The sequence below is a fragment of the Halobacillus sp. SY10 genome (assembly GCF_045401165.1).
Lineage (GTDB): Bacteria > Bacillota > Bacilli > Bacillales > Halobacillaceae > Halobacillus > Halobacillus aidingensis.
Window position 1 is genome coordinate 54,117 of the sequence record NZ_CP174345.1, and the last position, 26,306, is coordinate 80,422.

Below are 26,306 nucleotides of genomic sequence, written 5' to 3' on the forward strand. Positions count from 1 at the left end.
GCCTCTTTCCAACTCAACCCATCCCTTTCATCCCATATCTGGTTGGTTTATCCAACCTGTCTATATACATTTTATTTTACCAGAGTATTTACAGATGTGAAATTATAATGTTTGGTTCTTTTGACAGTTTTACGTAAAATTCGGTATATTTTAATGTTAGGAATGGAAATAAAGGAGATAAATCGATAGAATGATACCATGACCTTTTATGACTTATGGTATGAAGATTTTGAGGAGGGAACAGGATGCCTGAGGAAAACAAGACATTTTATATAACGACACCTATTTATTACCCTAGTGGTAATTTGCATATTGGACATGCCTACACGACCGTAGCGGGTGATGCGATGGCACGCTACAAACGTTTGCGGGGCTATGATGTCATGTATTTGACCGGAACGGATGAGCATGGACAGAAGATCCAGCGAAAGGCAGAGGAGAAAGGAGTGTCCCCACAAGCTTACGTTGATGATATTGTGAGCGGAATTAAGCAATTATGGGATAAACTCGATATTTCCTATGATGACTTCATTCGTACAACGCAGGATCGCCACAAAGTAGTGGTAGAGAAAATTTTCGATTACTTAATGAAAAAGGGCGACATTTATTTGGATGAGTACGAAGGTTGGTATTGTACTCCTTGTGAATCCTTTTTCACAGAGCGTCAGCTGGAAGACGGCCGCTGCCCGGATTGTGGCGGGGAGGTAGAAAAAGTAAAAGAAGAATCCTACTTTTTCAAGATGAGCAACTATGTGGATCAATTGCTTGAGTTCTACGATAAGAACCCTACATTCATCCAGCCGGAAAGCCGGAAGAATGAAATGATCAACAACTTTATTAAGCCAGGCCTTGAAGACTTGGCGGTATCCCGGACCACATTCGATTGGGGAATTGGTGTACCAGGAAATGAAAAGCACGTCATTTACGTTTGGATCGATGCTTTGAGTAACTACATTTCAGCGCTAGGTTACGATAGTGGTGATGATTCTAAATACCGAAAATACTGGCCGGCAGATGTCCAGCTTGTCGGGAAGGAAATTGTACGTTTCCATACGATCTATTGGCCGATCATGCTGATGGCTCTGGATCTCCCTTTACCAAAGCAGGTATTTGCCCATGGCTGGATTTTGATGAAAGACGGAAAAATGTCCAAATCCAAGGGAAACGTCGTGGACCCGGTCCAACTGAGTGATCGTTATGGTCTGGATGCGCTGCGTTACTACTTGCTTCGTGAAGTACCGTTCGGTTCTGATGGAGTCTTTACACCAGAAGCATTCGTTGAGCGCACGAACTATGACCTTGCGAATGATCTAGGGAACCTGTTGAACCGTACGGTCGCGATGATCAGTAAATATTTCGATGGTGAAATTCCAGCACTGACATTAGGTGAAGATGAATTTGACCAAAGCCTTGAAAAACTTGCCCAAGAGACGAGAATATCTGTAGAAGATTCCCTCGAAAACATGGAGTTTTCTGTGGCTCTTGCAGATCTTTGGAAATTCGTCAGCCGTACGAATAAATATATTGATGAAACACAGCCTTGGGTGCTGGCTAAAGATGAAAACCACAAAGAACGCCTTGGTAATGTGATGGCTCACCTGGCTGAATCTCTTCGTCAAATCGCCGTCATGCTTCAGCCGTTCTTGACGCAGACGCCTGAGCGCATCTTCCAGCAGCTTGGTGTCACAGCAGATGAGCATAAAGCATGGGAGAGCCTCAGCGAATTCGGCATCCTTCCAGCAGGAACGAAGGTTCAAAAAGACCAGCCGATCTTCCCGCGTCTTGATGCGGAAGAAGAGACTCAAATCATTAAAGACATGATGAAAAAATCAGGTCCTCAAAAAGAAGAGAAGAAAGAGGAGAAAAAGGATGAAGCGGAAGAAGTAACGATTGATGATTTCATGAAGCTTGATTTCCGTGTCGCAGAAGTCCTGAAAGTCGACAAGGTGAAAAAAGCAGATAAGCTGCTGAAAATCCAACTGGATCTCGGATATGAGCAGCGCCAAGTCGTTTCTGGCATCGCTGAACATTACACTCCGGAAGATCTTGTGGGAAGAAAAGTCATTTGTGTAGCCAACTTGAAGCCGGTCAAACTCCGTGGAGAATTGTCTGAAGGGATGATTCTTGCGGGTGAAGATGACAATGGCCTATCTTTAGCATCCGTGGACCAGACGTTGAAGAATGGCACGAAAGTGAAATAACACACCAATAAAAAGGGAAAGCTCTCCATAGTGCTTTCCCTTTTTTTACATGATGATTACTTGATGAAGGTGGGAGAATGAATGTTGTTTGATACGCACGTCCATTTGAATGCAGATCAGTTCGAGGAGGACATGGAAGAAACAATTGAAAGAGCACAAGAAGCTGGTGTCCAGTATATGACCGTTGTAGGCTTCGACAGGAAAACGATTCCGAAAGCTATGGAAATTGCCGAGCGGTATGAGAACATCTATGCCGCTGTAGGCTGGCATCCAGTCGATGCCATTGATATGACGGATGAGGATCTTCAATGGATCGAGGAATTGTCTCAGCACCCTAAAGTCGTCGCGATCGGGGAAATGGGACTGGATTATCATTGGGATAAATCACCGAAAGACGTCCAAAAAGAAGTGTTCCGTAAACAGATCCGTCTGGCAAAGAAAGTGAAGATGCCGATTGTCATCCACAATCGTGAGGCAACCGATGATATCGTTGAAATTCTTAAGGAAGAGAATGCGGCGGATGTCGGCGGCATCATGCACTGTTACAGTGGGCCTGTCGAAACGGCGCAGGAATGCATTGATATGAACTTTATGATTTCCTTAGGAGGTCCTGTCACTTTCAAGAATGCAAAATTACCAAAAGAAGTGGCCAAAGCGGTGAACCTTGAGCATTTGTTAGTAGAAACGGACTGCCCGTTCCTTGCTCCGCATCCGAACCGCGGGAAGCGAAATGAACCTGCATATGTGAAGCTCGTTGCGGAACAAATCGCTGAATTGAAGGGGATTTCCTATGAAGAGGTCAGCGAAACCACGACCTCGAATGCCCTCGAATTCTTTGGAATCCAGTCGCAATAAAGGGGACCTTGGAAGGTATATTACAAAACTCATCCAATTGTATGGGAACTGTAACATGTTTGTTATGTTAATCGTCTAGGTAAAATAGCATAATAGAGGAGTCAGTGATGGTCACGCTGGCTCCTCTATTTTTGTGTAAAGAGGGTCCGTTTGACATGTGTTTGTCACTTGACTACAATAAAACGCGTGCTTTAGAAAGGAGGCCAAAGGATGAAAATAGGAAACCTGTTAAAATCAGCCATTAGTCACATGATGGTATGGGCAACTGTGATTGCCGTCCTATGCATCGCCTTTTTAGTAACCGTTTCGTATGAAGCTACTAAAGCTTCTGTTCAAGTGACACAAAATGGGCAAAAAGAACTGATACGCACTCATGCTGATACAATCGATGAATTATTATCAGAGCTCGATGTCACTGTCCAACAACATGATGAATTATCGCATAACTTATCCGATCCGGTTGAATATGGAATGGATGTCACGTACATAGCATCTAAGTCTATCAATCTAGCCATCGATCGTAATCATACAGAAGAATACTATACAACAGCCTCGACGGTGGAGGAATTCTTTGAGCAGGAGGGTCTGGAGTTCAACAAGCGGGATGAAGTTTCCCATAATCCTGATGCTCTCATTAAAGAAGGCATGAACATCGAAGTCCAGCAGGCCTTCCAAGTGACCGTCAATGATGGCGGGGAATCCGGAAGAATCTGGACGACCGCATCCACGGTTGACGAATTGCTTCAAGAAGAGGGAATCACCCTGAACGAACTGGATGAGTTGAATCTAAGTGAAGAAGAAGATCTCTCCTCTGATAAAAAGGTCATGATTACCAGAGTTGAAAAAGTGACCGACATTGTGGAAGAGGAAGTGGACTTTACAGTGGAAACGAAGAAAGACGACTCCCTTCCAAAAGGAGAAAAGAAAGTCGTTTCCAGTGGTGAAAAAGGGTTGATTACGAAGGAATACGAAGTGATTTTGAAAAACGGCGAGGAAGCAAGCCGTGAACTGATCAAAGAAACGGTGGAACAAGAGAGTAAGACAGAAGTGGTTGCTCTTGGAACGAAAGTAGAGAAAAAAGCGACAGCTGCTGCTTCAAGTTCATCCAACTCGTCCAGCTCTTCCCGTTCTACTTCCAGTCAAGCTTCTACGACGGTTTCGCGTAACGATACAAGTGAAGCGAAGACTTTATATATGCATGCCACGGCCTACACCGCTAACTGCGCAGGATGTTCCGGTATTACGGCTACAGGCATCAACTTGAAAGCGAATCCTAATCAAAAAGTCGTAGCGGTCGACCCGAGCGTCATTCCACTTGGAAGTCGCGTCTGGGTAGAGGGATATGGGTATGCCGTTGCCGGAGACACAGGCGGAGCCATAAACGGAAACCGAATCGATCTATTCGTTCCTTCCAGGAGTGAGGCTCTTAAATTCGGGTCTCGTAATGTAAAAGTAAAAATATTAGATTAATGGAGATAGCAGAGGAATCGTTCCTCTGCTTTTTTCCGTGTATAGACTCATGGTATGCTATGGAAAGATGATGAAGGGAACGCAACAGGAGGAAAGACAGTGAAAATTAAAGAAGTGATTGTTGTGGAAGGGAAAGATGATACCGCCCGAATTAAATCGGCCGTGGATGCAGATACCATTGAGACGAATGGGTCTGCGATTGATGAGAGTGTTCTTGAGCAAATCCAACATGCCCAGGATAAAAGAGGGGTCATCATTTTTACTGATCCAGATTACCCCGGAGAACGGATCAGGCATATCGTAAGCCAACACATTCCTGCGTGCAAGCATGCCTTCTTACCAAAACATCGTGCGCGAGCTAAGCATGACAAGGGGATTGGGATCGAGCATGCGACGATTGCTGATATCCAGGAGGCACTTTCTGCGGTTTATGAATTAGTGGATATCCAAGAAGGCGAAATAGCAAAAGCTGATCTCGTCAACTACGGGCTCATCGGAGGGCCAAAAGCTGCCAAGCGCCGAGAAAAATTGGGACTCGCCCTCAGAATAGGCAAGACGAACGGAAAACAGTTGCTGAAGCGATTGAATATGTTCCACATTACATCCCACCAGCTAAATGAAGTGATGGATCAGATCATACAGGAGGAAAGAGATGAACAGTAAAGCAGTAGCCACACCGACAAGAACGAAAGAAATTTTACAGACCTACGGGTTCTCATTTAAGAAAAGCTTGGGGCAGAACTTCTTAATTGATGTCAATATCTTAAAAAATATCATTGCAGAGGCGGGAATCGACCGTTCAGCGAATGCAATAGAGATTGGACCAGGAATCGGGGCTTTAACAGAGCAGCTGGCTCAGCACGCTGACCGAGTGGTTGCCTTTGAAATCGACCAGCGCCTCCTTCCGATTTTGGAAGAAACCCTTGGGAGCTACGACAATGTCGAAGTCATCAACCAGGATATTCTCAAAGCGGATGTCGCACGTGTCATCGCTGACCATTTCAAGCCTGGTCAACCGGTTCGTGTCGTAGCTAACCTTCCTTATTATATTACGACGCCTATTCTGATGAAACTTTTAATGGACCAATTACCTATCGACAGCATTACGGTCATGATCCAGAAAGAAGTGGCGGATCGTATGGCTGCTGAACCCAATACAAAAAGTTATGGTTCCCTTTCCATTGCCGTCCAGTATTATACAGAAGCAAGTGTCGTCTTGAATGTACCTAAGACCGTCTTTATGCCCCAACCAAACGTTGATTCTTCCGTTCTGCATTTAGAAATGAGGGAGAAACCACCCGTGGAGGTTGAGGATGAAGAGTTCTTCTTCGACGTCGTAAAAGCGACGTTCGGTCAACGCAGAAAAACGTTAATGAACAACTTAGCCCGTCATTTTAAAGGGGAAATGGATAAGGAAGAGCTCAGAAGCCGTCTGGAAAAGATTAATATCGAACCATCTCGGCGTGGGGAATCTTTGTCGATGAAGGAATTTGCTGACCTAGCCAACGTTTTATATAAGTAGCGGTAAAGAGACACAAAGCCCATGCTCACACATACACTACAGTAGTGTATAGAGTGAGGTGGGGAAGTGATGATATCAAGTGGAGACCTTGTAACACGGAAATCCTATCAGCACGACATCATTTTTCGAGTAAAGTCAGAGAAGGGACCGCTCTTAAAATTGATGGGCGAGCATGTACGACTCGAGGCCGACGCCCCTCTCGATGATCTTGAAAAAGTAACCGGAGCTGAGTATCACCGTAGAAAAAGTGAAGTCGATGAGAAAGAAGCCTATTCCTACCGATTGTTTCGTCAGGATTACAGGCTCCTCAAAGAAAAAAGAGAAGCAGAAGCGGGGAGCGGGTATGCAGAAAAGAAAGAAACCAATTACTTTCAAATACCACCCCGCATTCTTCATATAGATGGAGATCCATTGTTTTTGAAGAAATGTATTGCTTTATATGAACAACTTGGTTTGCAAGTCCATGGGCAATACCTTCATGAAAAAGAAATGCCGAACCAAGTCCTGTCTCTAATCGAAAAAGTGCACCCGGAAATTGTCGTTTTGACGGGACACGACTCTTACTCCAAAGCGAAAGGAACTGTCAGGGAGTTAGAGTCTTATCGTCATTCCAAATACTTTGTAGAAGCTGTCCGGAACATAAGGAGGAAATATCCGAACTTCGATCAAATGGTCGTCTTTGCGGGTGCCTGCCAATCCCATTTTGAGTCAATCATACGGGCAGGAGCGAACTTTGCGAGCTCCCCCGCCCGAGTTAACATTCACGCCATCGACCCGGTCTACGTCGCTGCTCGTGTGGCGTACACTTCGTTTATGGACCATATCAACATATGGGAAGTCATTCGTAATACCATCAGTGGAGAAGATGGCCTTGGCGGGATTGAAACCAAAGGATTGCTCCGGATCGGTATGCCCTACACTGAAAACCAAACAGAAGAAATCCAGGAACCATAAAAAAAAAGCCGTCATCACGTGATGACGGCTTTTTTTTATTCACCTTCAGCTAAATGGCAGGATTGTGTAAGGCTCAATTTCGAGAATTTTGTTGAGTGGATGGGGCGGAGGGGAATAACTCGCTTTCCGCGGGAGCGCGGTGAGCCTCCTCATGCTAAGCCTTGCGGGGTCTCACCTAGCACTCTTTTCCCGCAGGAGTCTCGCCATTCCCCTCCGCCCCTTAACCAAGGGAGGTTCTCGAAACCACTACTTTAAAATCAGCTTGTATGGTTTTGGAAAAAGGATAATATTAATTCTGACCAGTGGCATTCAGAAAGTGAAAGCTTGATACAGAAGCTTATCCCACTCTAGATGGGAGAGTGGTGGGCACTCCATCTCGGTATAGGGGGTTCGTTTCTCCCTCATATGAAATGGGGTGGTTGGGAAGCTGCGAGACTCCCGTGGGAGAAGGAGATAGGCGAGATCCCGCAGGACGCAGTCCGAGGAAGCTCGGCGCTCCCCACAGGAAAGCGAGTTGCTTCCCAGCCACCCCTGACCTCAACCCAGGCAACGAACCCAGAAACATCTCGAAACTGAGTCTTCAACTAAAGGGAGTGTTAGCGGAAGAGGGATATGTACGGATTTTAAGGAAATGAAAAAAGCTTACATACTTTTCCTTGAAATGGATAAGCTAACCAAGACCGATTATTTATATCATTCTGTTGCATTGTGAATGATCAGTTGGTATAATTAATAATTTTATTTGACTTTGTCCCAAGTCTGTGATAAACTAATTTACAGTGAGGTGGAGTGCAGTGGCTAAAACGTTAGTAGAAATCAAGCAATCCCTTGAAGGGCAAATTGGTAAACGCCTAACTTTGAAAGCAAACGGCGGACGCCGTAAAACAATCGAGCGATCCGGTGTATTGGCAGAGACATATCCTGCTGTTTTCATTGTAGAGCTGGATCAAGAAGAAAATGCTTTTGAACGTGTATCTTACAGCTATGCAGATGTACTTACAGAGACAGTCGAATTGAACTTCGACGACCTACAGACTATGGCACTTGAGCAGTGAACCAACCGTTTGCTGCTTTTTTATTTTGTCTGCAAAATGGAATATCATTCACAAAGATAAAGAAGGAATCATTACCATCCTTACATACAACTCCCTTGCTTGTCCGTTACATGTTCCGCACATACTAACATTGTCGTAGCTGAGTGAAAGCGAAAGGAGCTGAAGACGATGGGACGTAAGCGTAGCATGATGTCCGATTCGTTGAAAGAAGAGATCGCGAAAGAACTTGGGTTTTACGACAAGGTAGAAAAAGACGGATGGGGCGGCATTTCTGGGCGGGATGCCGGCAATATGGTAAAACGAGCAATTCAAATGGCAGAAGAACAAATGGTGAACCACCAACAGTAAGCTTTTCCCCTGGCGCTTGATGCTCCAGGGGCTTTTTCCTTTCTCGTGCCCCTCACCAACCCATCAAGTATGGTACAATGCTTTCAGAATCAAATGGAAGATGAGGTGTTTGCATGCAAATACTTGAAAAAGCTCCTGCGAAAATTAATTTGTCTCTTGATGCTTTACATAAACGTGCAGACGGGTTTCATGAAGTAGAGATGGTCATGACAACTGTCGATCTTGCGGATCGCATTGAATTGACCCTCCTCTCTGACGATGAAATCAAAGTGGAATCGGAAAGCCGTTTTGTCCCGAATGATGAGCGTAACTTAGCCTACCGTGCGGCCCAATTGTTGAAAGATCGTTTCCGCGTGACTCAGGGGGTAAAAATCTTTATTGAAAAGAACATCCCTGTAGCTGCTGGGCTTGCAGGAGGCAGCAGTGATGCTGCAGCTGTCCTACGAGGTGTGAACCGGATGTGGGGGTTAGGTTTGAGCATGGATGAATTAGCTGAACTAGGATCGGAAATTGGTTCGGATGTGTCCTTCTGTGTGTATGGAGGAACGGCACTTGCGACCGGCCGCGGAGAAAAAATCCAACACCTTCCTGCCCCTCCTCCATGTTGGGTGGTCCTTTCCAAACCTACGCTTGGTGTATCGACCCAGTCGGTCTATAAGAACCTTGATTTGAGTGCTGCTCAGCATCCGAATACGGAAGCCATGGTAGAAGCTTTGAAAAAAGGAGACTACTACGGCATTTGTAAGAACGTCGGCAATACACTTGAGGGTGTGACGCTTCAGATGCATGAGGAAGTCGGTCAAATCAAAGAGCAGATGAAACAAGCAGGAGCTGATGCGGTTCTCATGAGTGGAAGTGGCCCCACCGTCTTTTCCCTCGTTGAACACGATGCACGGGCCCAAAGAATCTATAACAGTTTAAAGGGCTTTTGTACGGAAGTTTTCATGGTTCGTATGCTCGGATACAGAGAACCACTTGATAAATAACGTACGAATTTGTTATATTTAATGAAAACATTCGGATTTAGAGGTGTCTTTGTATGAAAAGAAGCGAAAGACTTGTCGCCATGACTCATTATATTCTAGATCGACCACGAGAGCTTATTTCTCTTCCTTTTTTCTCAGAAAAGTATGATGCTGCGAAATCATCTATCAGTGAAGATTTAGGAATCGTCAACAAAATGTTCCAACATGAGGGAATCGGCTATTTAGAGACGGTTTCTGGAGCAGCAGGGGGAGTGAAATATATCCCTGCTTTCTCAAAAGAAGAAAGCCATCGTTTCGTTGAAGAGTTATGTGAGAAGCTGGAGGATCCTGCGAGACTCCTCCCGGGTGGCTATTTATTTATGAGTGACTTGCTCGGTGATCCGGAAACAACGCGTAACATCGGCAAACTGTTCGCTTCTGCTTTTCGTGATAAAGACATCGATGTGGTGATGACGGTAGCAACGAAAGGGATTCCTCTCGCTTACGCTGTCGCTTCCTACTTGAACGTTCCCGTAGTGATTGCGAGAAGAGATCCAAAAATTTCCGAAGGATCAACGGTGAGCATTAATTACGTTTCCGGTTCGACACGGAAGATTCAAACGATGGTTTTAACGAAGAGATCTCTTCCTCAAGGATCAAGGGTATGCATCATTGATGATTTCATGAAAGCTGGTGGAACCATTAATGGAATGCGGAACTTATTAATGGAATTTGATGCTGAATTGGCAGGAATCGGTGTACTTGCTGAAGCAGAAGACGAAGAGGAAGATCGTGTTGTGGATGATTATTTATCGGTTGTGCAGATCATTAATGCAGATGAACGTAAATCCTCCATCGAAGTCCGACCTGGAAACTTGTTAGAAAATATATAAAAAATATGTTTTGAAAAGAGCCCTCATCCTTTTGTATGAGGGCTTTTTTCATGGTTTCACACTCGAATATACAGAATCAAAAAATTTTTTAGAAAAATTAGCAGGATTTTTTCCCGTTTTGTGGAATTTGTCTTACATAAGTTCTTTTGTATAAAAGGTGGTGAATCTAATGGAAGTAACTGACGTAAGACTGCGACGCGTGAATACTGATGGAAGAATGCGAGCAATTGCTTCTATTACCTTGGACCAGGAGTTTGTTGTCCATGACATACGGGTGATTGATGGCAACAATGGACTGTTCGTGGCGATGCCGAGCAAACGCACTCCGGATGGGGAGTTTCGTGACATTGCACACCCGATTAATTCAGGTACTCGTGGAAAGATCCAGGACGCTGTACTTGAAGCTTATCACCGTGCTGGTGATGAGGAAGAAGCTGAGGTGGAATTCGAAGAAGCCGGCGCTTCCTAATACTTACGCACAACACGAGTCTAACCGAACCAGGTTAGACTCTTTTTTTAATGCTAGAGCTTGGTGGGATTTCCGTCCGTGTTCCTCCTCTAAATGTTGAAATACGTGTTGTATTGAGATATGATTCAAAGTGGATATTTAGGATGGAGGTACGTTCATGACTAATAGATATGCTGTCGTTCTAGCCGCTGGCCAAGGTACACGTATGAAGTCTAAACTTTATAAGGTTTTGCATCCCGTATGTGGAAAGCCGATGGTTCAGCACGTTGTCGACCAGTTGAATACATTAGATTTGCAAGAGTTGATCACCGTTGTAGGTTTTGGCGCTGAAAAAGTCCAGGAACAGCTTGGTGAGGATAGTCATTATGTCATCCAGGAGGAGCAGTTGGGAACAGGCCACGCTGTTTTGCAAGCGGATGATATTTTGGCTGATAAAGAAGGGACGACCGTGGTTGTCTGTGGCGATACGCCGTTATTGACAGGGGAAACGCTTCAAAAGCTCCTGGATCATCATGATGCAGAAGGAGCGAAGGCGACGGTTCTGACGGCACATGCCGAAGATCCGCATGGGTACGGACGTGTCATCCGTGGCGGAAATGGCCAGGTGGAACGAATCGTTGAGCAAAAAGATGCCTCTGATGAAGAACAGGCGATTCAAGAAATCAATACAGGTACGTATTGTTTTGATAATGCTATGTTGTTTGATGCACTTAAAAACGTCTCCAATGATAATGTTCAGGGCGAATATTACCTGCCAGATGTCATTGAAATCCTGAAAGGTCAGGGCGAAACAATCAGTGCTTATCAAACACCGGAGTTTTCGGAATCTCTTGGCGTTAACGATCGTGTGGCGTTGTCAAAAGCAGAAAAGCTAATGAAACAACGGATTAACGAGCAACATATGAGAAACGGGGTTACGCTTGTCGATCCTGAACAAACGTATATCGGTCCAGATGTGACCATAGGAAGAGATGTTGTCATCTATCCTGGAAGCGTTTTGGAAGGGGCAACGACCATTGAAGATGATGCTCTTATCGGGCCACATACGACGATTACAAACAGTTACGTAGGTAGTGAGACGACCATTAAACAGAGTGTCGCTGCTGATAGTAAAATCGGCTCCCGTGTCCAGATTGGGCCTTTTGCTCACATTCGTCCGCAATCTTCTTTAGGCGATGATGTGAAAGTCGGAAACTTTGTGGAAGTGAAAAAAGCCTCCTTCGGCGATGGAAGCAAAGCTTCTCACTTAAGTTATATCGGGGATGCTGAGGTTGGAAGTGGTGTCAACATCGGTTGTGGAACCATCACGGTGAACTACGATGGAGAGAACAAGCATCTGACGACGATTGAAGATGATGCATTCATCGGATGCAATTCCAACTTGATTGCTCCTGTCACCGTAGGAAAAGGTGCTTATGTAGCTGCGGGCTCTACAATTAACCAGGATGTCCCGTCCGAGGCTTTGTCGATTGCCCGTTCCCGTCAGACGAACAAAGAAGGCTATGCAAGTAAAATGAAATCGATCAAAAAAGATTAACGGAGGGTTCCATCCATGGCAACTGGATATAAGGATTCAAAACTGAAAGTATTCTCACTCAACTCAAATCCTGAGTTAGCGAAAGAGATTGCTGATAACATCGGAGTCGAGCTAGGTAAATGTACAGTCACGAGCTTTAGTGACGGAGAGATTCAAATCAACATTGAAGAAAGTATCCGTGGGTGTGATGTATATGTTGTCCAATCCACATGTGAGCCTGTCAACCAACACATCATGGAACTCCTAATCATGATCGATGCTTTGAAACGTGCGTCAGCAAAATCAATCAATATTGTCATGCCTTATTATGGCTATGCACGACAAGACAGAAAAGCGCGTGCCCGTGAGCCGATTACAGCGAAATTGATTGCTGATCTGCTTGAAACGGCAGGAGCTTCCCGCGTATTGATGCTTGATCTGCACGCACCGCAAATTCAAGGATTCTTCAACTTGCCGATCGATCACCTTGTCGGTGTTCCAATTCTATCCGACTATTTTGAGGAGAAGAACTTTGAGGATGTTGTCATCGTTTCTCCTGACCATGGAGGCGTAACACGTGCGCGTAAGATGGCGGATCGTCTAAAAGCCCCTATAGCTATCATTGATAAGCGCCGTCCACGTCCAAACGTTGCTGAAGTCATGAACATCGTCGGTAACATCGAAGGCAAGACCGCGATTTTAATCGATGATATTATTGATACGGCGGGTACCATTACACTGGCGGCCAACGCTCTTGTCGAGAACGGCGCCAAAGAAGTGTTTGCTTGTTGTACGCACCCTGTCTTATCTGGACCTGCTATCGAGCGTATCGATAATTCAAAAATTAAAGAGCTTGTGGTTACAAACACGATTCCACTTGGCGAAGAGAAATCAAGCGAGAAAATTACAGAGTTGTCTGTAGCTGGCTTGATCAGTGAAGCCATTGTCCGTGTCCATGAACGTCAATCCATTAGTATTTTATTTGATTAATTTTGAATAATTAGGTTTAACTCTTGTTTTTAACGGGAAACTGGAATAATGATTGGTAAATTACTGGAGGTTGATTAATTTGGCTATTACATTAAAAGCAAATCAAAGACAAAATCTCAAGCAATCTGTAACCCGTGAACTTCGCCTGGAAGGTAACATTCCTAGTGTCGTATACGGGAAGGATAAAGAACCGATCACGGTTGCTGTTAACAGCATAGAGTTACTTAAAACCGTTCGTGATGAAGGTAAGAACGCAATTATCTCCCTTGATATTGATGGAAAAGACACCGTAGATGTCATGTTGCATGAATATCAAGTCGATCCATTGAAAGATGAATTGATCCACGCAGACTTCTATGTTGTAAACATGTCTGAGGAAATGGATGTCGAAGTTCCTGTCCATTTAGAAGGTGAAGCGACAGGAAGTAAAGAGGGCGGCGTCGTCCAGCAGCCGCTTTACGATTTGGCTGTCCGTGCGAAGCCACGCGATATTCCTGAGGAAATCGTTGTTGACATTTCAGAATTGAATATCGGTGACAGCATCATGGTTGGTGACTTGAAAGAGTCCCGAAACTATGAGATTACCGAAGATGAAAATACGACGATTGTATCCGTTACTCCTCCGGAAGAAATGCCGGAAGACGAGCCGGATACAGATTCTGATGCTGAACCTGAAGTCATTAATGAGAAATCAGAGGATGCAGAAGAAGATTCCGAAGAAAAAGAACAGTAATGGGAAACACACAAAGGGCGTGGCCGAGCAGGCGCGCCCTTTTTAATCGTTCATTCTTTATATTCCTTTCCTGTAGGCATAAGCCAATCAATGGTGTTAAAGAAGCTTTAAACTGTTGATGGGCTTATGCTATTGTTGTACCAGTTTCGCTGTCCTGCGGTTAAGAATCCGGGTTATGGGGATTGTATAAACGGACGACAGATTAGGAGTAAGTTTTTGCATGGATGGAACGCATTTTGACATCTTTCCGCGTTTCCTTTTGATATAATGAATCAATAGTATAAAGACAGAAAAGGAAGTTATGTATGAAGTGTATTGTAGGACTTGGAAATCCAGGGAAAAAGTACGAAGAGACCCGTCACAATATCGGGTTTATGATTATAGATGAATTGGCTTCACGAAATCAGTGGTCCTTGAGACAGAAAAAATTTAACGGTTTATTCACGATGGAGCGTTTCAACGGGGAGAAAATTATCCTGTTGAAACCCCAAACGTACATGAATTTATCCGGTGAAGCACTACGGCCTTTGATGGAATTTTATGATATCGATATTGAAGATGTATTGGTGATCTATGATGACTTGGATTTGCCACCAGGGAAGATTCGTTTACGGAAAAAAGGCGGCCATGGCGGGCATAATGGCATTCGTAATATTATCGACCAGCTGGGAACAAAAGAATTCAAACGGCTGCGTGTCGGTGTTGGTCGTCCGGAAGGTTCAAAAACGGTCATCGATCATGTGTTAGGTGGCTTCTCTAAAGAAGAACAAGGGCCGGTTGAAGAAAGCATTGATCATGCGGTAAAAGCTTGTGAAGCATGGATAGAGAAACCGTTTAACGAAGTGATGAATGATTTTAATGTGAAGTGACTGGATTACTGTGTTCGTATAACAGTCCCGAATGACGGTAAAACTATCTACCATCAACCCCTCAAGGAGGATGGAAATGAAAATACGTTATTTTTGCCGTCATTGTGAAAATCAGGTCGGAGAATTAGATGCGGAACATGTGGATGTGTCCCAGTTGGGCTTTGATATCTTAAATGATCAGGACCAAGAGCAAATGGTTCATATGACAGCGAGCGGCGACATGGACATTCGAACCATTTGTGACTCGTGCAAAGAATCATTAGACGACAATCCACATTACCATGAGCTAGACTTTTTTATACAGTAAATCTTGGTTTCTGAATCGATCGGAAATCTGGGTGGTGGAGGAATTCGTTATGCAAGGTATTAAGGATTATTTATTTCCGCAGGATGATGTTCATTCTGTTGTCGAAGGCTTTAAATCGGGGATGAAAGAACAGATGGTGGCCGGATTGTCCGGGGCTTCAAGAAGTTTAATGGTTTCCATGCTTCAAGAGTCCTTGGAACGACCGGTCATCATCGTGACTCATCAACTGATTCAAGCGCAACAATTGTATGAGGATATGCAAGAATTGACCGATGCCGAACATGTTCACCTTTATCCGGTCAATGAACTGATCGCATCGGAGATCGCTGTTGCGAGCCCTGAACTGAGAAGTCAGCGGATCGACGCATTAAGTCAGTGGCTGTCTCAGGAAAAAGGGATTCTGATTGCGCCTGTGGCAGCACTAAAACGAATGATGCCACCGAAATCTTACTGGGAGCAGAGTCAGCTCCCTTTTCGTGTTGGGGAAGAAATCAACCTCGACGAATACTTAGAACGCTTGGTGAACATGGGGTATGACCGTACAGAGATGGTGGCCACACCAGGGGAGTTCTCTCTGCGCGGTGGAATCATGGATGTGTATCCACTGACCGCTGAGTTTCCGTATCGGATTGAGTTGTTCGACACTGAAGTGGATTCAATACGAACGTTTGATTCCGAGACGCAACGCTCTCATGACAAACTAGATGCGATCCAAATCGGTCCGGCAACGGAACTGCTGCTCAAGGATGAAGATTTTGCCAGAGCCCATGATCGCCTGGAGAACGCCCTGAGCCATTCCTTGAAGAAACTGACCAAACAGGATGCGAAAGAGACGCTCGCTCAAGTAGTCGAGCATGATTTGGATCTTTTGAAAGCCAAAGAGCATTTCCAGGAAATTTATAAGTACATTGGATACTTCTATGAAGAACCTGTAAGTCTACTAGACTACCTGCCCGAAACGGGTCTTGTCATTCTGGATGAAATGAGCCGGATCCAGGAAACGGCCAATCGTCTCGACCAGGAAGAAGCAGAATGGCACAACAGTATGCTGGAAGCTAACCAGACCGTACGAGAGCTTCATCTATCATTCGACTGGCAGGATGCCTGGATGAAGATCGAGCATCCTCGTCTCTATCTGTCTGTTTTTATGAGGCATATCCCTAATACGCAGCCACAGAATATCGTGAATATCTCGAGTCGTCAGATGCAGCAATTCCACGGGCAGATGAATTTATTAAAAAATGAAATGGATCGCTGGGAAAAGCAGGATTACTCTGTCGTAATTCTAGCTCCCGATGAAAATCGGAAGTCCAAGATCGAAGGTGTGCTTCGTGACTATGATATGGAAGCGGTTATTGCGGAAGGAGACGTCCAGCTTCCATTGGTGAAACCGACCATTATCACAGGCAACATCAGTCATGGGTTCGAATGGCCGATGCATAAGCTTGCGGTCATGACCGAAAATGAGCTGTTCAAAAAAAGGACCGCTAAACCGAAACGTAAACAAAAAATGTCGAATGCTGAGCGGATTAAAAATTATCAGGAATTGAAGGTCGGCGATTATGTCGTCCACGCCAGCCACGGAATCGGGAAATATTTAGGAATTGAAACGCTGAAAATGGGCGGAAACCATAAAGATTTTCTTATGGTCAATTATTCTGGAAATGACAAGTTGTATGTGCCGATCGACCAAATCGATCTGATTCAAAAATACGTGGGTTCGGAAGGGAAAGAGCCGAAAGTTTATAAGCTTGGCGGCAGTGAGTGGAAAAAGGTGAAGAGCCGAGTCCAATCCTCGGTAGAAGATATTGCCGATGATTTGATTCAACTCTATGCCGAACGCGAAGCTTCCAAAGGATTTGCCTTCAGTGAAGATGGAGAAATGCAAAAAGACTTTGAAGCGGCCTTCCCATACGAAGAAACGGAAGATCAAATCCGTTGTATCGAAGAAATCAAATCGGATATGGAACGTGTGCGTCCAATGGATCGTCTGCTTTGTGGAGACGTTGGTTATGGGAAGACAGAAGTCGCGATTCGTGCCGCTTTCAAAGCAATTGTCGATGGGAAACAGGTGGCTTTGCTTGTCCCTACGACGATTCTTGCTCAGCAGCACTATGAGACCCTTCAAGAGCGCTTCCAAGGTTTTGGGATTAACATTGGTCTTATGAGCCGCTTCCGTACGAAAAAGCAGCAGAAGGAAACAACAGATCGTCTGAGGAAAGGCCTTGTCGATGTGGTCGTAGGGACACACCGGATTTTATCCAAAGATATGCAGTTCAAGGACTTAGGATTGTTGATTGTCGATGAAGAACAGCGCTTCGGAGTTAAACACAAAGAGAAGATCAAGCAGTTGAAAAACAATGTGGATGTGCTGACGTTGACGGCGACCCCGATCCCGAGAACGTTACACATGTCCATGCTTGGGGTGAGGGACTTGTCTGTCATCGAAACACCTCCTGCCAACCGTTTTCCTATTCAGACGTATGTGCTTGAATACAATCCGATATTCCTTCGGGAAGCGGTGGAACGGGAGATGGCCCGGGGTGGACAGGTATTTTTCCTGTTCAATCGTGTGGAAAACATTGAACGGATGGCTCAGCAAATTGCTGAACTCGTACCTGAGGCGAGAGTCACTTCTGCCCATGGACAGATGAATGAGACCGAGCTTGAGAATGTTATGTTCTCCTTCCTTGAAGGTGAATTTGATGTGCTCGTCAGTACGACAATCATTGAAACGGGTGTCGATATTCCGAATGTGAACACACTGATCGTTTATGATGCCGATCGTATGGGATTAAGTCAGCTGTATCAACTGCGTGGTCGTGTCGGAAGGTCGAATCGAGTGGCGTATGCGTACTTTACTTATCAAAAGGATAAAGTGCTCACAGAAGTTGCCGAGAAACGATTGCAGGCCATTAAGGAATTCACGGAACTCGGATCTGGATTTAAAATCGCTATGCGTGATTTGTCCATCCGGGGAGCGGGAAACCTTCTCGGAGCCCAGCAGCACGGATATATCGACTCTGTCGGATTCGATATGTATTCACAGATGCTGAAAGACGCCATCGAAGCGAAAAGACAAGGAAAAGAACCGGAGAATGTACAGCCATTCCAACCGGAGCTTGATATGATGCTGGATGCGTATATTCCGGATGAATACATCGCTGATGAAAAGCAGAAAATCGACATGTACAAAGTGTTCCAGGCGATTGAAACGGTCGAGGATATCCATGACTTGCGAGATGAATTGATTGACCGCTTCGGGGACTATCCGCAAGAGGTTGATAACTTATTCCGCGTTTCCTCTATTCGTCTGCAGGCAAAACGCTCAAGAATTGAGAACGTGACAGAGAAGAAAAAGAAAATCGAAATGTTGATGGAAGCCGAGCAAAGTCAGCAAATTGATGGAACCAAACTGTTCGAATTTGCTAATAAATATGGCCGTATGGTTCAACTGGGAACGGAAGATTCCCGGTTGAAAGTGACCTTTACATGGGACCGTAAGACAGAATTTAAACGATATGAACTTGTTGAAGAGTTTATCAGTAAACTGCCTGAAATGATGAGAGAAGTATCAACCGCTTGATTGTTACCTCACCCCTGCATAGGGGTGAGGTTTTTCTAATCTATTCAATTAAATTCAGCATTCATAACTGGTACAAGGTCCATGTCGGCCTGTGCCAGGTACAGATGTGGAAGAATGTCATACCTGGTACCATGCTTTTATTTTCCTGTACCAGGTACAGCTTTTTACTTTGACGTACCTGGTACAGGGAAAAGCAATGGAGAGGGTATCAGTCCGCTTCGTAGGTGGATGATCGAGCGTGTTTTGACTTATGCTTGTCGTGTCTAATCAGTCGCCTCCACATCCGGTGTTTACATTTTTTATGAAAAAATCCATCCAAAGGGTGTATAGGTTTTTATTGCTGTATCATACTATCTTTAATCACCCGCTTGTTCTGCTTGCGCTTCAACAGGTATAGATAGGCAGTCATCACAGAAAAGGAGGCAGCATAAAGAATGAAAGCAACTGGTATTGTACGCCGTATTGATGATTTAGGACGTGTTGTTATCCCGAAAGAGATCCGCCGTACGCTGAGGATCCGTGAAGGTGATCCTTTAGAGATTTTTGTAGACCGTGAAGGTGAAGTCATACTTAAAAAGTATTCACCTATCAGCGAGTTGGGTGATTTTGCAAAAGAGTACGCAGAAGCGCTCAGTGAGTCTTTAGAAGCTCCTGTGTTGATTTGCGATCGTGATGAGTATATAGCTGTGGCGGGAAGTGCGAAAAAGGATTATATGAACCGATCGATCGGGTCTAAGATTGAAGAAGTCATGGATTCTAGAACAATGTCTTTTGAGAAGCATCCGGAGCCGGTTGAATTGACTCGGGGTCAGGAAGAAGATGTGATATCATATCTTATTTATCCTATCATTGCGCAAGGAGATCCCATCGGCTGCGTCGTCGCCTTCAACAAAGAAGGTTCTCCATTGGAAGACGGGGTCAGTAAAGCTGTACAGACAGCCGCTAGTTTTTTAGCCAAACAAATGGAGTAGCAAGTAAGGTCAGATCCGGGCGGGTACGGGGTCTGACCTTTTCCTATGATATAATGAATGTTCTGAATACATATAAATTAGAAAGGGTCCAAAATGACCAAATTACGTTCACGCTCTGTTTTACAAGGAGCATTCATTCTAACACTAGCCGGATTGATCAGTAAGGTGATCAGTGCGGGATATCGAGTCCCGCTTCAAAACTTAACCGGAGATCTTGGCTTTTATGTCTACCAACAAGTGTATCCCATTCTCGGCATCGCTCTGATCCTTGCCTTGTATGGGTTTCCAGCAGCCATTTCAAAAATCGTTTCTGATATCGACGATGAATCATCCCCTTTATCCATCCCGTCGTTTTACCTACCTGTTTTCTGGTGGGTGATGATGGCATCTGGATTGATTTTTGCTGCTGGATTTCTATCTTCCCCGTGGATTTCTTCTGTCATGGGGGATGAAAAATTAACAGCTTCACTAAAGACGGCATTTTCTGTCTTCCTGCTTGTTCCTTTTGTTTCGGTCGTCCGAGGCGTGTTCCAAGGACAAAATGATATGGGCCCTACAGCTGTATCACAAATCATCGAACAAGTCTTCAGGGTCGGAATCATTATAGGTTCTGCTGTTTTGGTCATGCGGGGAACAGATGTTTATACAATAGGAAGAGGGGCGTCACTAGGTTCAATAGCAGGTGCAGTCGCTGCGTTCTCCGTTCTTTTTTATTGGTTGATGAAAAAGGGGGACATGTGGACATGGCGCAGGTGGGACAAGCACGTTTCATACAAACGGACAATTTTTCTGCACGGCATCCTTATTTGTTTAAACTACATGCTGCTTTTATCTTTGCAGCTCGTTGATGCCTTGACATTGGTCCCGAATCTTCAAAAAGCAGGGATAGTGCTTGAAGATGCGCGTATGTGGAAAGGGGTATTCGACAGGGGGCAGCCCCTTATTCAATTAGGGACGGTTCTTGCTTCTTCACTTGCTCTCGCGCTCATTCCTTCTGTCACTAGATCAAGAATGAATCAGAATCCTGGTAAAGTGAAAAAGTCAGTGGTGAGCGCCGTGAAAATGACTGTCTTCCTTTGTGTTGGAGCGACGGCGGGGCTGATTTTCTTATTTCCCGCCATCAATCAATCCTTTTTCCAGGACGATCAAGGAACGAGTGCATTAAGAATTCTGATGCTCGTCATCCTTGGCAGTTCCCTGTCTATTACGCTCTCTTCCATTTTGCAGGGACTTGGTTATATGAAACAAACAGCCATGATGATTGCAGGGGGGCTGATCGTTAAATGGGCTGGAAATACGCTCTTGATTCCTTTTTTGGATTTACACGGAGCAGCAATCGCCTCAGTGATGGCTGTCGCTTTTGTTTTGATCGGAAATATCGTAACCTTAAGACATGAAGTTCCTTGGGAAAAATGGACCAGCCTCCCCTGGAAAGGGATCCTAATCTCTCTTTTAGGAATGTTGTTCGGACTATGGCTGGCTAAAATGCTTGCCTTTCTGGTTTTTGACTTAGATGCAAGATTACCTTTGTTCCTATATACGTTGTCTGTCACAGGATTTGGTGCTTTGGTTTATGCCGTCCTTCTCCTGAGAACGGGCAGCTTCACAAATGAAGAATTACATGTCATACCTTTTCGTAAGGTCGTATGGAAACTTTCGCCGAAAGGAATGGATCAATGAACACCATAACAATCATCGGACTTGGGGCTGCGGATTTAGAGCAGCTTCCGCTCGGGATCTACCGTGAATTAACACAAAACCAACCCCATTTCTATGCACGAACTCTTGACCACCCAGTCATTCAAGCATTGCAAAAAGAAGGGATCACATTTGAAAGTTTTGATTCCGTATATGAATCCCATGATCAATTTGGAGATGTGTACACAGAAATCGTCTCCCGTCTCCTTACCTTTTCCGGTGGACAGGATTTAACCTATGTCGTACCTGGGCATCCTATGCTTGCTGAACGAACGGTTCAATTGCTGATTCAAGCGAGGGACAGAGGAGAAGTTTCCCTTGATATCAAAGGCGGCCAAAGTTTTCTTGATGCCACGTTCACCGCACTTGAAATTGACCCGATTGAGGGGTTTCAATTTGTAGACGCTACAGATTTGAAACGAGAAGAGCTTCAGTTTTTGAACCATCTCATCCTCTGCCAGGTATACGATTCTTTAGTCGCATCGGAAGTGAAATTGACATTGCTGGAAGATTTACCGGCCGATTATCCTGTAACCATAGTCACAGCTGCAGGAAGTCAACATGAAAAGATTACGACGGTCCCTCTGGAAGAGCTGGACCGCCGTGTGGAAGTGAATAATTTAACGAGTGTTTATATCCCGCCTGTTAAAAAAGAGGCTCTCAATCACCAATTCTTCCGCCTGAGAGAAGTCATCAAGATTTTGAGGAGTCCGGAAGGCTGTCCTTGGGATCGCAAACAGACGCACGAATCACTAAGGAAATACATGATTGAAGAAGCGTATGAGTTTATTGATGCTGTCAACCGTATGGACGACGACCATATGATAGAAGAGCTTGGCGATGTGCTGCTTCAAGTCATGCTGCACAGCCAAATTGGGGAAGATGAAGGATATTTTACAATCGACGACGTAATAGTATCCATAACGGAAAAAATGATTCGCAGGCATCCTCATGTGTTCGGTGAGATCACAGTGGATTCCTCAGATGAAGTGGTTACCAACTGGGAGGCCATTAAAGCAGAGGAAAAAGGGGAACAGTCTGCTTCCATTCTTGATTCGGTTCCCGAAAGTTTCCCCGCCCTCCTTCAAGCGGAAGAGTTGCAGAAAAAAGCGGCTAAAGTGGGATTCGACTGGGAGACCGTTGCTCCTGTCATTGAAAAAGTGGAAGAAGAGTGGCAGGAATTTAAGGAAGCACGTGACTCCGGAGACCGTGAAGAGATGGAAAAAGAATTCGGAGATTGGCTGTTTGCGATCGCTAATCTTGCAAGGCACTACAAGATCAGTAGTGAAAATGCGCTTCAGCGGACGAACCGTAAATTCAGGACCCGTCTTTCATCCATGGAAAAGGATGCCCTCGCAGAAGGACGCCAATTAAAAGATTATGATTTAGATTCATTAGAGGAATTGTGGGTAAAAGCGAAAGCAAAACATAAAGGAGCGGAATGACACATGCGTTTGGATAAATTTTTGAAAATCTCCCGTTTAATCAAAAGACGTACGCTGGCGAAAGAAGTAGCAGATCAAGGGCGCATCAGCATCAATGGTGCTCAAAGTAAAGCGGCAAGTAATGTAGCGGTCGGGGATGAACTGACGATTCAATTCGGGCAGAAAGTGCTGACGATTGAAGTGAAATCATTAAAAGAGAATGTCACGAAAAATGAAGCGGCGACTCTTTATGAAATCAAAAAAGAAGAGCCTGTCAATCAATCCTGACAAAAACCACTGCCAGCTTAGGCAGTGGTTTTTTCTGCTTTTCTGTATTTCTTTTATATGCCTGACCCTGGCGTAGCTCTCATTGGTGCCAGGCACCGCCCGTGTATAAAAGGGGCCTGGCACTGAAAAGCTTTTAGTCGGTGCCAGACACGGTACACATTGGTTGGTAATTGTAATTTATGGTTGTCGGGGCTGCCCCCAGGCGCTTCCGCATTCTAGAGTTCTAATCTCTTCTTTTTTCTCATAGCTTGTACTAGAGAAGGGGGCTGTGATGAGATGGAAGGTTATGAAAAGAATCAAGGGATACGCAGTCAGCAACCAGTGGAACATAATGTGAAAGTATGGAATAGAAGAAATATAGAAATCTCAGGTGTGAAAGAGGTGGATAGTTTCGATAGTGAAGAATTCCTCCTCCAGACATCGATGGGGTATCTTGTTGTCCGTGGACAAAACCTGCAAATGAAAAACCTGGACTTGGATTCTGGAGTCGTATCGATCAAAGGGAAAATGTATGAAATGACCTACTTGGACGAGCATCAAGGGGAGAAAGCTAAAGGCCTGTTTAGCAAGCTGTTCAAATGACCCTTACTACTCAGTTCATAACGATTCTTGCCATGATTGGGGGAGGGGTGTTTGTCGGCGCTTCACTGGATACGTTTGAGCGCTTTTTCGGAAAAAGAAAGAGGGGCTGGCTTGAAATCATTTATCAACTGGGCTTTTGGCTCCTTCAAGCCTCTTTTCTCTTCTATTTGTTGTACCTCGCTAATTATGGAGAGCTGCGGGTTTATGTTTTCGTAGCGATCGTTTGTGGCTTTGCCGCGTATCGTGCGATGTTTCAGAACCTTTACTTAAAAACACTTGAAATGTGGATACGGATCAGCATGGCTGTTTTCCGTTTTTTGAAAAAGACCGTGTATTATTTAATTTTTATACCCTCGAAATCCATCATTTTCCTTATAATTTCTTTACTTCTTGGCGTTTATAAGATACTTTTAAAGGGTACCATTATATTGTTTCTTGTCGTATTTTATCCGATCCGGGTAATTTTTCGAATCATTTGGCGACTCTTGCCGAAAAACATGAAAAATTACTTAAGGGATTTAGCAGGGTTTCTGGATAAAATGAAGAATACAATGAACAATTGGATGAAACGAATCAAGAAGTAAAGGAGGCCTACTTTCATGGCAAAGAGACAAACGGAGTCTGTGGCACGTCTGGATTCTACATACATGAAGCACTACGATGCCTATATGGACAGACACCAACGTAAGAAAAAGCGATTAGTCCGCCGTCTCGTTATGTTTGCCCTGTTAGTGTCGATCGTTGCTGGCTCCATGGTGTTTTATTCTATGAAACAACAGTCTTTGTATGCAGATAAGCAGGAGAAATACGAACAGTTGCAACAAGAGATGACCGCTTTGAAAAAAGAGGAAAAAGGTTTAGAGCAGGAAATTGAACTTCTTAAGGATGAAGAGTATGTGCTGCAGATTGCGCGGACGAACTATTTCTTCTCAAAAGAAGGAGAAATTATATTTAAAATGCCTAATGAGGACCCGTCATATTGACACTCTTTTCAAAGCTTATATATAATATATAAGAAGGATAATTTTTTTATCGAAAATTTAAGGAGGAGCATTTTTTTTATGTCAATTGAAGTAGGCAGCAAGCTGCAGGGTAAGGTAACGGGTATCACTAATTTCGGAGCGTTCGTCGAGCTTCCAGATGGTAAGACGGGGTTGGTTCACATTAGTGAAGTTGCCGATAACTACGTAAAGGACATTAATGAGCACTTAAGCCAGGGAGACCAGGTGGATGTGAAAGTCATTAATGTCGGAGATGATGGGAAGATTGGTCTTTCCATTAAGAAAGCAAAAGAGAATTACGGTCGTCGCCCACAGAAACCTCGTAAGCCGGCTGAATCATTCGAACAGAAAATGAACCGATTTATCAAGGATAGTGACGAGCGACTGGCATCACTGAAGAAGCACACGGAATCCAAACGTGGAGGTCGAGGTGCTAAAAGAGGATAGCTTGCTGTCTAGGACAATGAGTAAAAGGTGCACGTCTTCATAAATAAAAAGCAGATCCATAACGGATCTGCTTTTTTGTATGCCATCATTTCCTCCACTATAACTTCTTATTCTTAAAGACTCAGCTTCGAGATATTTGTGCGGTGGGTTGGGGCTGCGGGGGACGACTCGCTTTCCGCGGGAGTGCAAGGTGCACATACCGCGCATCGTTAAAGGAAGCCTTGGCTAGTTGAAATAATTAATGATAGTTCCTGACCATGGATACGGGGTCAGGGAAACGACGATTTGCAGTGCTTTGAATCAGTCAGTAGAAAAACACCCACGTTCGTGCCCCCATTCGCTTTTCATGCGGACGTTTCCCAGACCCTGTTCCCATGCCTTATTCGTGAAGGATCTATGATTAAAACGATACTATAACGGCGTAGGTGAACAGGGCTGTATTACAGAGCTCGGCAGGTTACTAGTAGAGGGATTTCGAGAACCTCATATGGCAAAGGGGGCGGAGGGAAACGGTGAGACTCCTGTGGGAAGTGCGTGGTAGATGAGACCCCGCAGAGCGTTAGCTCGAGGAGGCTCATCACTCGCCCACGGAAAGCGAACCTTTTCCCGGAGTCCCTAAACTCTCACAGAAGTCTCGAAATCAATTCTTCAAAAATCCTGCCATTTAGCTGAATAAGTAAAGTAAATAAAAAAAGTCGCGTCTCTATATAGAGACGCGACTTTTTTAGGACAAGAATGTTTCTGATGACCCGTACGGGATTCGAACCCGTGTTACCGCCGTGAAAGGGCGGTGTCTTAACCACTTGACCAACGGGCCAATATGTATGGCAAAAAAAATAATGGTAGCGGCGGAGGGGATCGAACCCCCGACCTCACGGGTATGAACCGTACGCTCTAGCCAGCTGAGCTACACCGCCATTTAATTGAATGCTCTCTCGGAAGCACAAAAAATATATTACACCATGATAAATAAACTGTCAACAAGAAATAAAAATATCAGATAACTCTGTCTATTTCGCTAGGGAATGAGGAAGATTTTTGGAACGTAGAGGGATGCGGTTGGGGAGATTTTGTAGAAACGACCTTTCTTCTTGTGAAAACCATCGAAGTTTTTGTTTCTGCTCTCCTGTTGTTTTGACAAAATGCTTGTTCTGGGTGTGGT

At 44.6% G+C, this 26,306-nt stretch carries 25 protein-coding genes and 2 tRNA genes; 25 read left to right on the forward strand and 2 right to left on the reverse strand.

Annotation, left to right across the window (positions count from 1 at the left end; translation table 11 throughout):
* Positions 1-245 precede the first annotated feature (245 nt).
* The 25 genes from metG (at position 246) to ACJA3J_RS00405 (ending at position 25,144) form a co-directional block, all read left to right on the forward strand.
* A complete protein-coding gene (metG, locus tag ACJA3J_RS00285; protein ID WP_115895239.1) occupies positions 246-2,201 on the forward strand; it encodes a methionine--tRNA ligase in 1,956 nt (651 codons plus the stop codon).
* A gap of 81 nt (positions 2,202-2,282) precedes the next feature.
* Positions 2,283-3,056, forward strand: a complete 774-nt coding sequence (locus ACJA3J_RS00290; protein WP_115895238.1) for a TatD family hydrolase — start codon at positions 2,283-2,285, stop codon at positions 3,054-3,056.
* A gap of 210 nt (positions 3,057-3,266) precedes the next feature.
* On the forward strand, positions 3,267-4,526 hold the full coding sequence (locus ACJA3J_RS00295; protein WP_115895237.1) for a G5 and 3D domain-containing protein: 1,260 nt from the start codon (positions 3,267-3,269) through the stop codon (positions 4,524-4,526).
* 99 nt (positions 4,527-4,625) lie between these two features.
* The gene (rnmV, locus tag ACJA3J_RS00300; protein WP_089654605.1) at positions 4,626-5,189 is read left to right on the forward strand and encodes a ribonuclease M5; all 564 of its coding nucleotides are present in this window, start codon (positions 4,626-4,628) and stop codon (positions 5,187-5,189) included.
* A complete protein-coding gene (gene rsmA, locus ACJA3J_RS00305; protein ID WP_089654604.1) occupies positions 5,179-6,048 on the forward strand; it encodes a 16S rRNA (adenine(1518)-N(6)/adenine(1519)-N(6))-dimethyltransferase RsmA in 870 nt (289 codons plus the stop codon). Before rnmV ends, rsmA begins: the two co-directional genes overlap by 11 nt.
* Positions 6,049-6,117: 69 nt before the next feature.
* The gene (gene yabG / locus ACJA3J_RS00310) at positions 6,118-7,002 is read left to right on the forward strand and encodes a sporulation peptidase YabG (RefSeq protein WP_181898745.1); all 885 of its coding nucleotides are present in this window, start codon (positions 6,118-6,120) and stop codon (positions 7,000-7,002) included.
* A gap of 794 nt (positions 7,003-7,796) precedes the next feature.
* The gene (veg, locus tag ACJA3J_RS00315; protein WP_035511778.1) at positions 7,797-8,057 is read left to right on the forward strand and encodes a biofilm formation stimulator Veg; all 261 of its coding nucleotides are present in this window, start codon (positions 7,797-7,799) and stop codon (positions 8,055-8,057) included.
* Positions 8,058-8,225: 168 nt separating this feature from the next.
* Complete coding sequence (locus ACJA3J_RS00320) at positions 8,226-8,405, forward strand: small, acid-soluble spore protein, alpha/beta type (RefSeq protein ID WP_115895152.1); 180 nt, start codon at positions 8,226-8,228, stop codon at positions 8,403-8,405.
* 113 nt (positions 8,406-8,518) lie between these two features.
* Entirely contained in the window at positions 8,519-9,391 is an 873-nt protein-coding gene (gene ispE, locus ACJA3J_RS00325; RefSeq protein ID WP_089654601.1) for a 4-(cytidine 5'-diphospho)-2-C-methyl-D-erythritol kinase, read from the forward strand.
* A gap of 53 nt (positions 9,392-9,444) precedes the next feature.
* Entirely contained in the window at positions 9,445-10,263 is an 819-nt protein-coding gene (gene purR, locus ACJA3J_RS00330) for a pur operon repressor (protein WP_115824775.1), read from the forward strand.
* Between the two features lie 169 nt (positions 10,264-10,432).
* Positions 10,433-10,732: a septation regulator SpoVG gene (gene spoVG, locus ACJA3J_RS00335; RefSeq protein ID WP_075038302.1), complete on the forward strand. Its 300-nt coding sequence runs from the start codon at positions 10,433-10,435 to the stop codon at positions 10,730-10,732.
* A 157-nt stretch (positions 10,733-10,889) separates the two neighbouring features.
* Positions 10,890-12,269 (forward strand): bifunctional UDP-N-acetylglucosamine diphosphorylase/glucosamine-1-phosphate N-acetyltransferase GlmU, encoded by a 1,380-nt coding sequence (glmU, locus tag ACJA3J_RS00340; RefSeq protein WP_089654599.1) that lies wholly within the window; start codon positions 10,890-10,892, stop codon positions 12,267-12,269.
* 15 nt (positions 12,270-12,284) lie between these two features.
* Positions 12,285-13,238, forward strand: coding sequence for a ribose-phosphate diphosphokinase (locus tag ACJA3J_RS00345; RefSeq protein ID WP_089654598.1), 954 nt, complete (start codon positions 12,285-12,287; stop codon positions 13,236-13,238).
* Positions 13,239-13,317: 79 nt separating this feature from the next.
* Positions 13,318-13,971: a 50S ribosomal protein L25/general stress protein Ctc gene (locus tag ACJA3J_RS00350; protein ID WP_406945252.1), complete on the forward strand. Its 654-nt coding sequence runs from the start codon at positions 13,318-13,320 to the stop codon at positions 13,969-13,971.
* 305 nt (positions 13,972-14,276) lie between these two features.
* Positions 14,277-14,840: an aminoacyl-tRNA hydrolase gene (pth, locus tag ACJA3J_RS00355; protein ID WP_406945253.1), complete on the forward strand. Its 564-nt coding sequence runs from the start codon at positions 14,277-14,279 to the stop codon at positions 14,838-14,840.
* Between the two features lie 76 nt (positions 14,841-14,916).
* Positions 14,917-15,147: an anti-sigma-F factor Fin family protein gene (locus tag ACJA3J_RS00360; RefSeq protein ID WP_089654595.1), complete on the forward strand. Its 231-nt coding sequence runs from the start codon at positions 14,917-14,919 to the stop codon at positions 15,145-15,147.
* A 49-nt stretch (positions 15,148-15,196) separates the two neighbouring features.
* Positions 15,197-18,733, forward strand: a complete 3,537-nt coding sequence (gene mfd / locus ACJA3J_RS00365) for a transcription-repair coupling factor (RefSeq protein ID WP_115895149.1) — start codon at positions 15,197-15,199, stop codon at positions 18,731-18,733.
* Between the two features lie 434 nt (positions 18,734-19,167).
* Positions 19,168-19,704 (forward strand): stage V sporulation protein T, encoded by a 537-nt coding sequence (gene spoVT / locus ACJA3J_RS00370; RefSeq protein WP_089654593.1) that lies wholly within the window; start codon positions 19,168-19,170, stop codon positions 19,702-19,704.
* A gap of 93 nt (positions 19,705-19,797) precedes the next feature.
* Positions 19,798-21,384 carry an oligosaccharide flippase family protein gene (locus tag ACJA3J_RS00375; protein ID WP_406945254.1) on the forward strand — a complete coding sequence of 529 codons (1,587 nt, stop codon included), beginning with the start codon at positions 19,798-19,800 and terminating at the stop codon, positions 21,382-21,384.
* Positions 21,381-22,847 (forward strand): nucleoside triphosphate pyrophosphohydrolase, encoded by a 1,467-nt coding sequence (mazG, locus tag ACJA3J_RS00380; protein WP_406945255.1) that lies wholly within the window; start codon positions 21,381-21,383, stop codon positions 22,845-22,847. Before ACJA3J_RS00375 ends, mazG begins: the two co-directional genes overlap by 4 nt.
* Positions 22,848-22,850: 3 nt before the next feature.
* Complete coding sequence (locus ACJA3J_RS00385; RefSeq protein ID WP_089654590.1) at positions 22,851-23,114, forward strand: RNA-binding S4 domain-containing protein; 264 nt, start codon at positions 22,851-22,853, stop codon at positions 23,112-23,114.
* Positions 23,115-23,390: 276 nt separating this feature from the next.
* On the forward strand, positions 23,391-23,696 hold the full coding sequence (gene yabP / locus ACJA3J_RS00390) for a sporulation protein YabP (protein WP_089654589.1): 306 nt from the start codon (positions 23,391-23,393) through the stop codon (positions 23,694-23,696).
* Complete coding sequence (yabQ, locus tag ACJA3J_RS00395; protein ID WP_406945256.1) at positions 23,693-24,280, forward strand: spore cortex biosynthesis protein YabQ; 588 nt, start codon at positions 23,693-23,695, stop codon at positions 24,278-24,280. Before yabP ends, yabQ begins: the two co-directional genes overlap by 4 nt.
* A gap of 15 nt (positions 24,281-24,295) precedes the next feature.
* On the forward strand, positions 24,296-24,679 hold the full coding sequence (locus ACJA3J_RS00400) for a septum formation initiator family protein (protein ID WP_089654587.1): 384 nt from the start codon (positions 24,296-24,298) through the stop codon (positions 24,677-24,679).
* A 78-nt stretch (positions 24,680-24,757) separates the two neighbouring features.
* Positions 24,758-25,144, forward strand: coding sequence for a S1 domain-containing RNA-binding protein (locus tag ACJA3J_RS00405; protein ID WP_089654586.1), 387 nt, complete (start codon positions 24,758-24,760; stop codon positions 25,142-25,144).
* A 745-nt stretch (positions 25,145-25,889) separates the two neighbouring features.
* Here ACJA3J_RS00405 and ACJA3J_RS00410 read toward each other — a convergent pair.
* Positions 25,890-25,961: transfer RNA gene (locus ACJA3J_RS00410), tRNA-Glu, on the reverse strand.
* Positions 25,962-25,984: 23 nt separating this feature from the next.
* Positions 25,985-26,061 (reverse strand) — tRNA-Met (locus tag ACJA3J_RS00415).
* Positions 26,062-26,306: the final 245 nt, after the last annotated feature.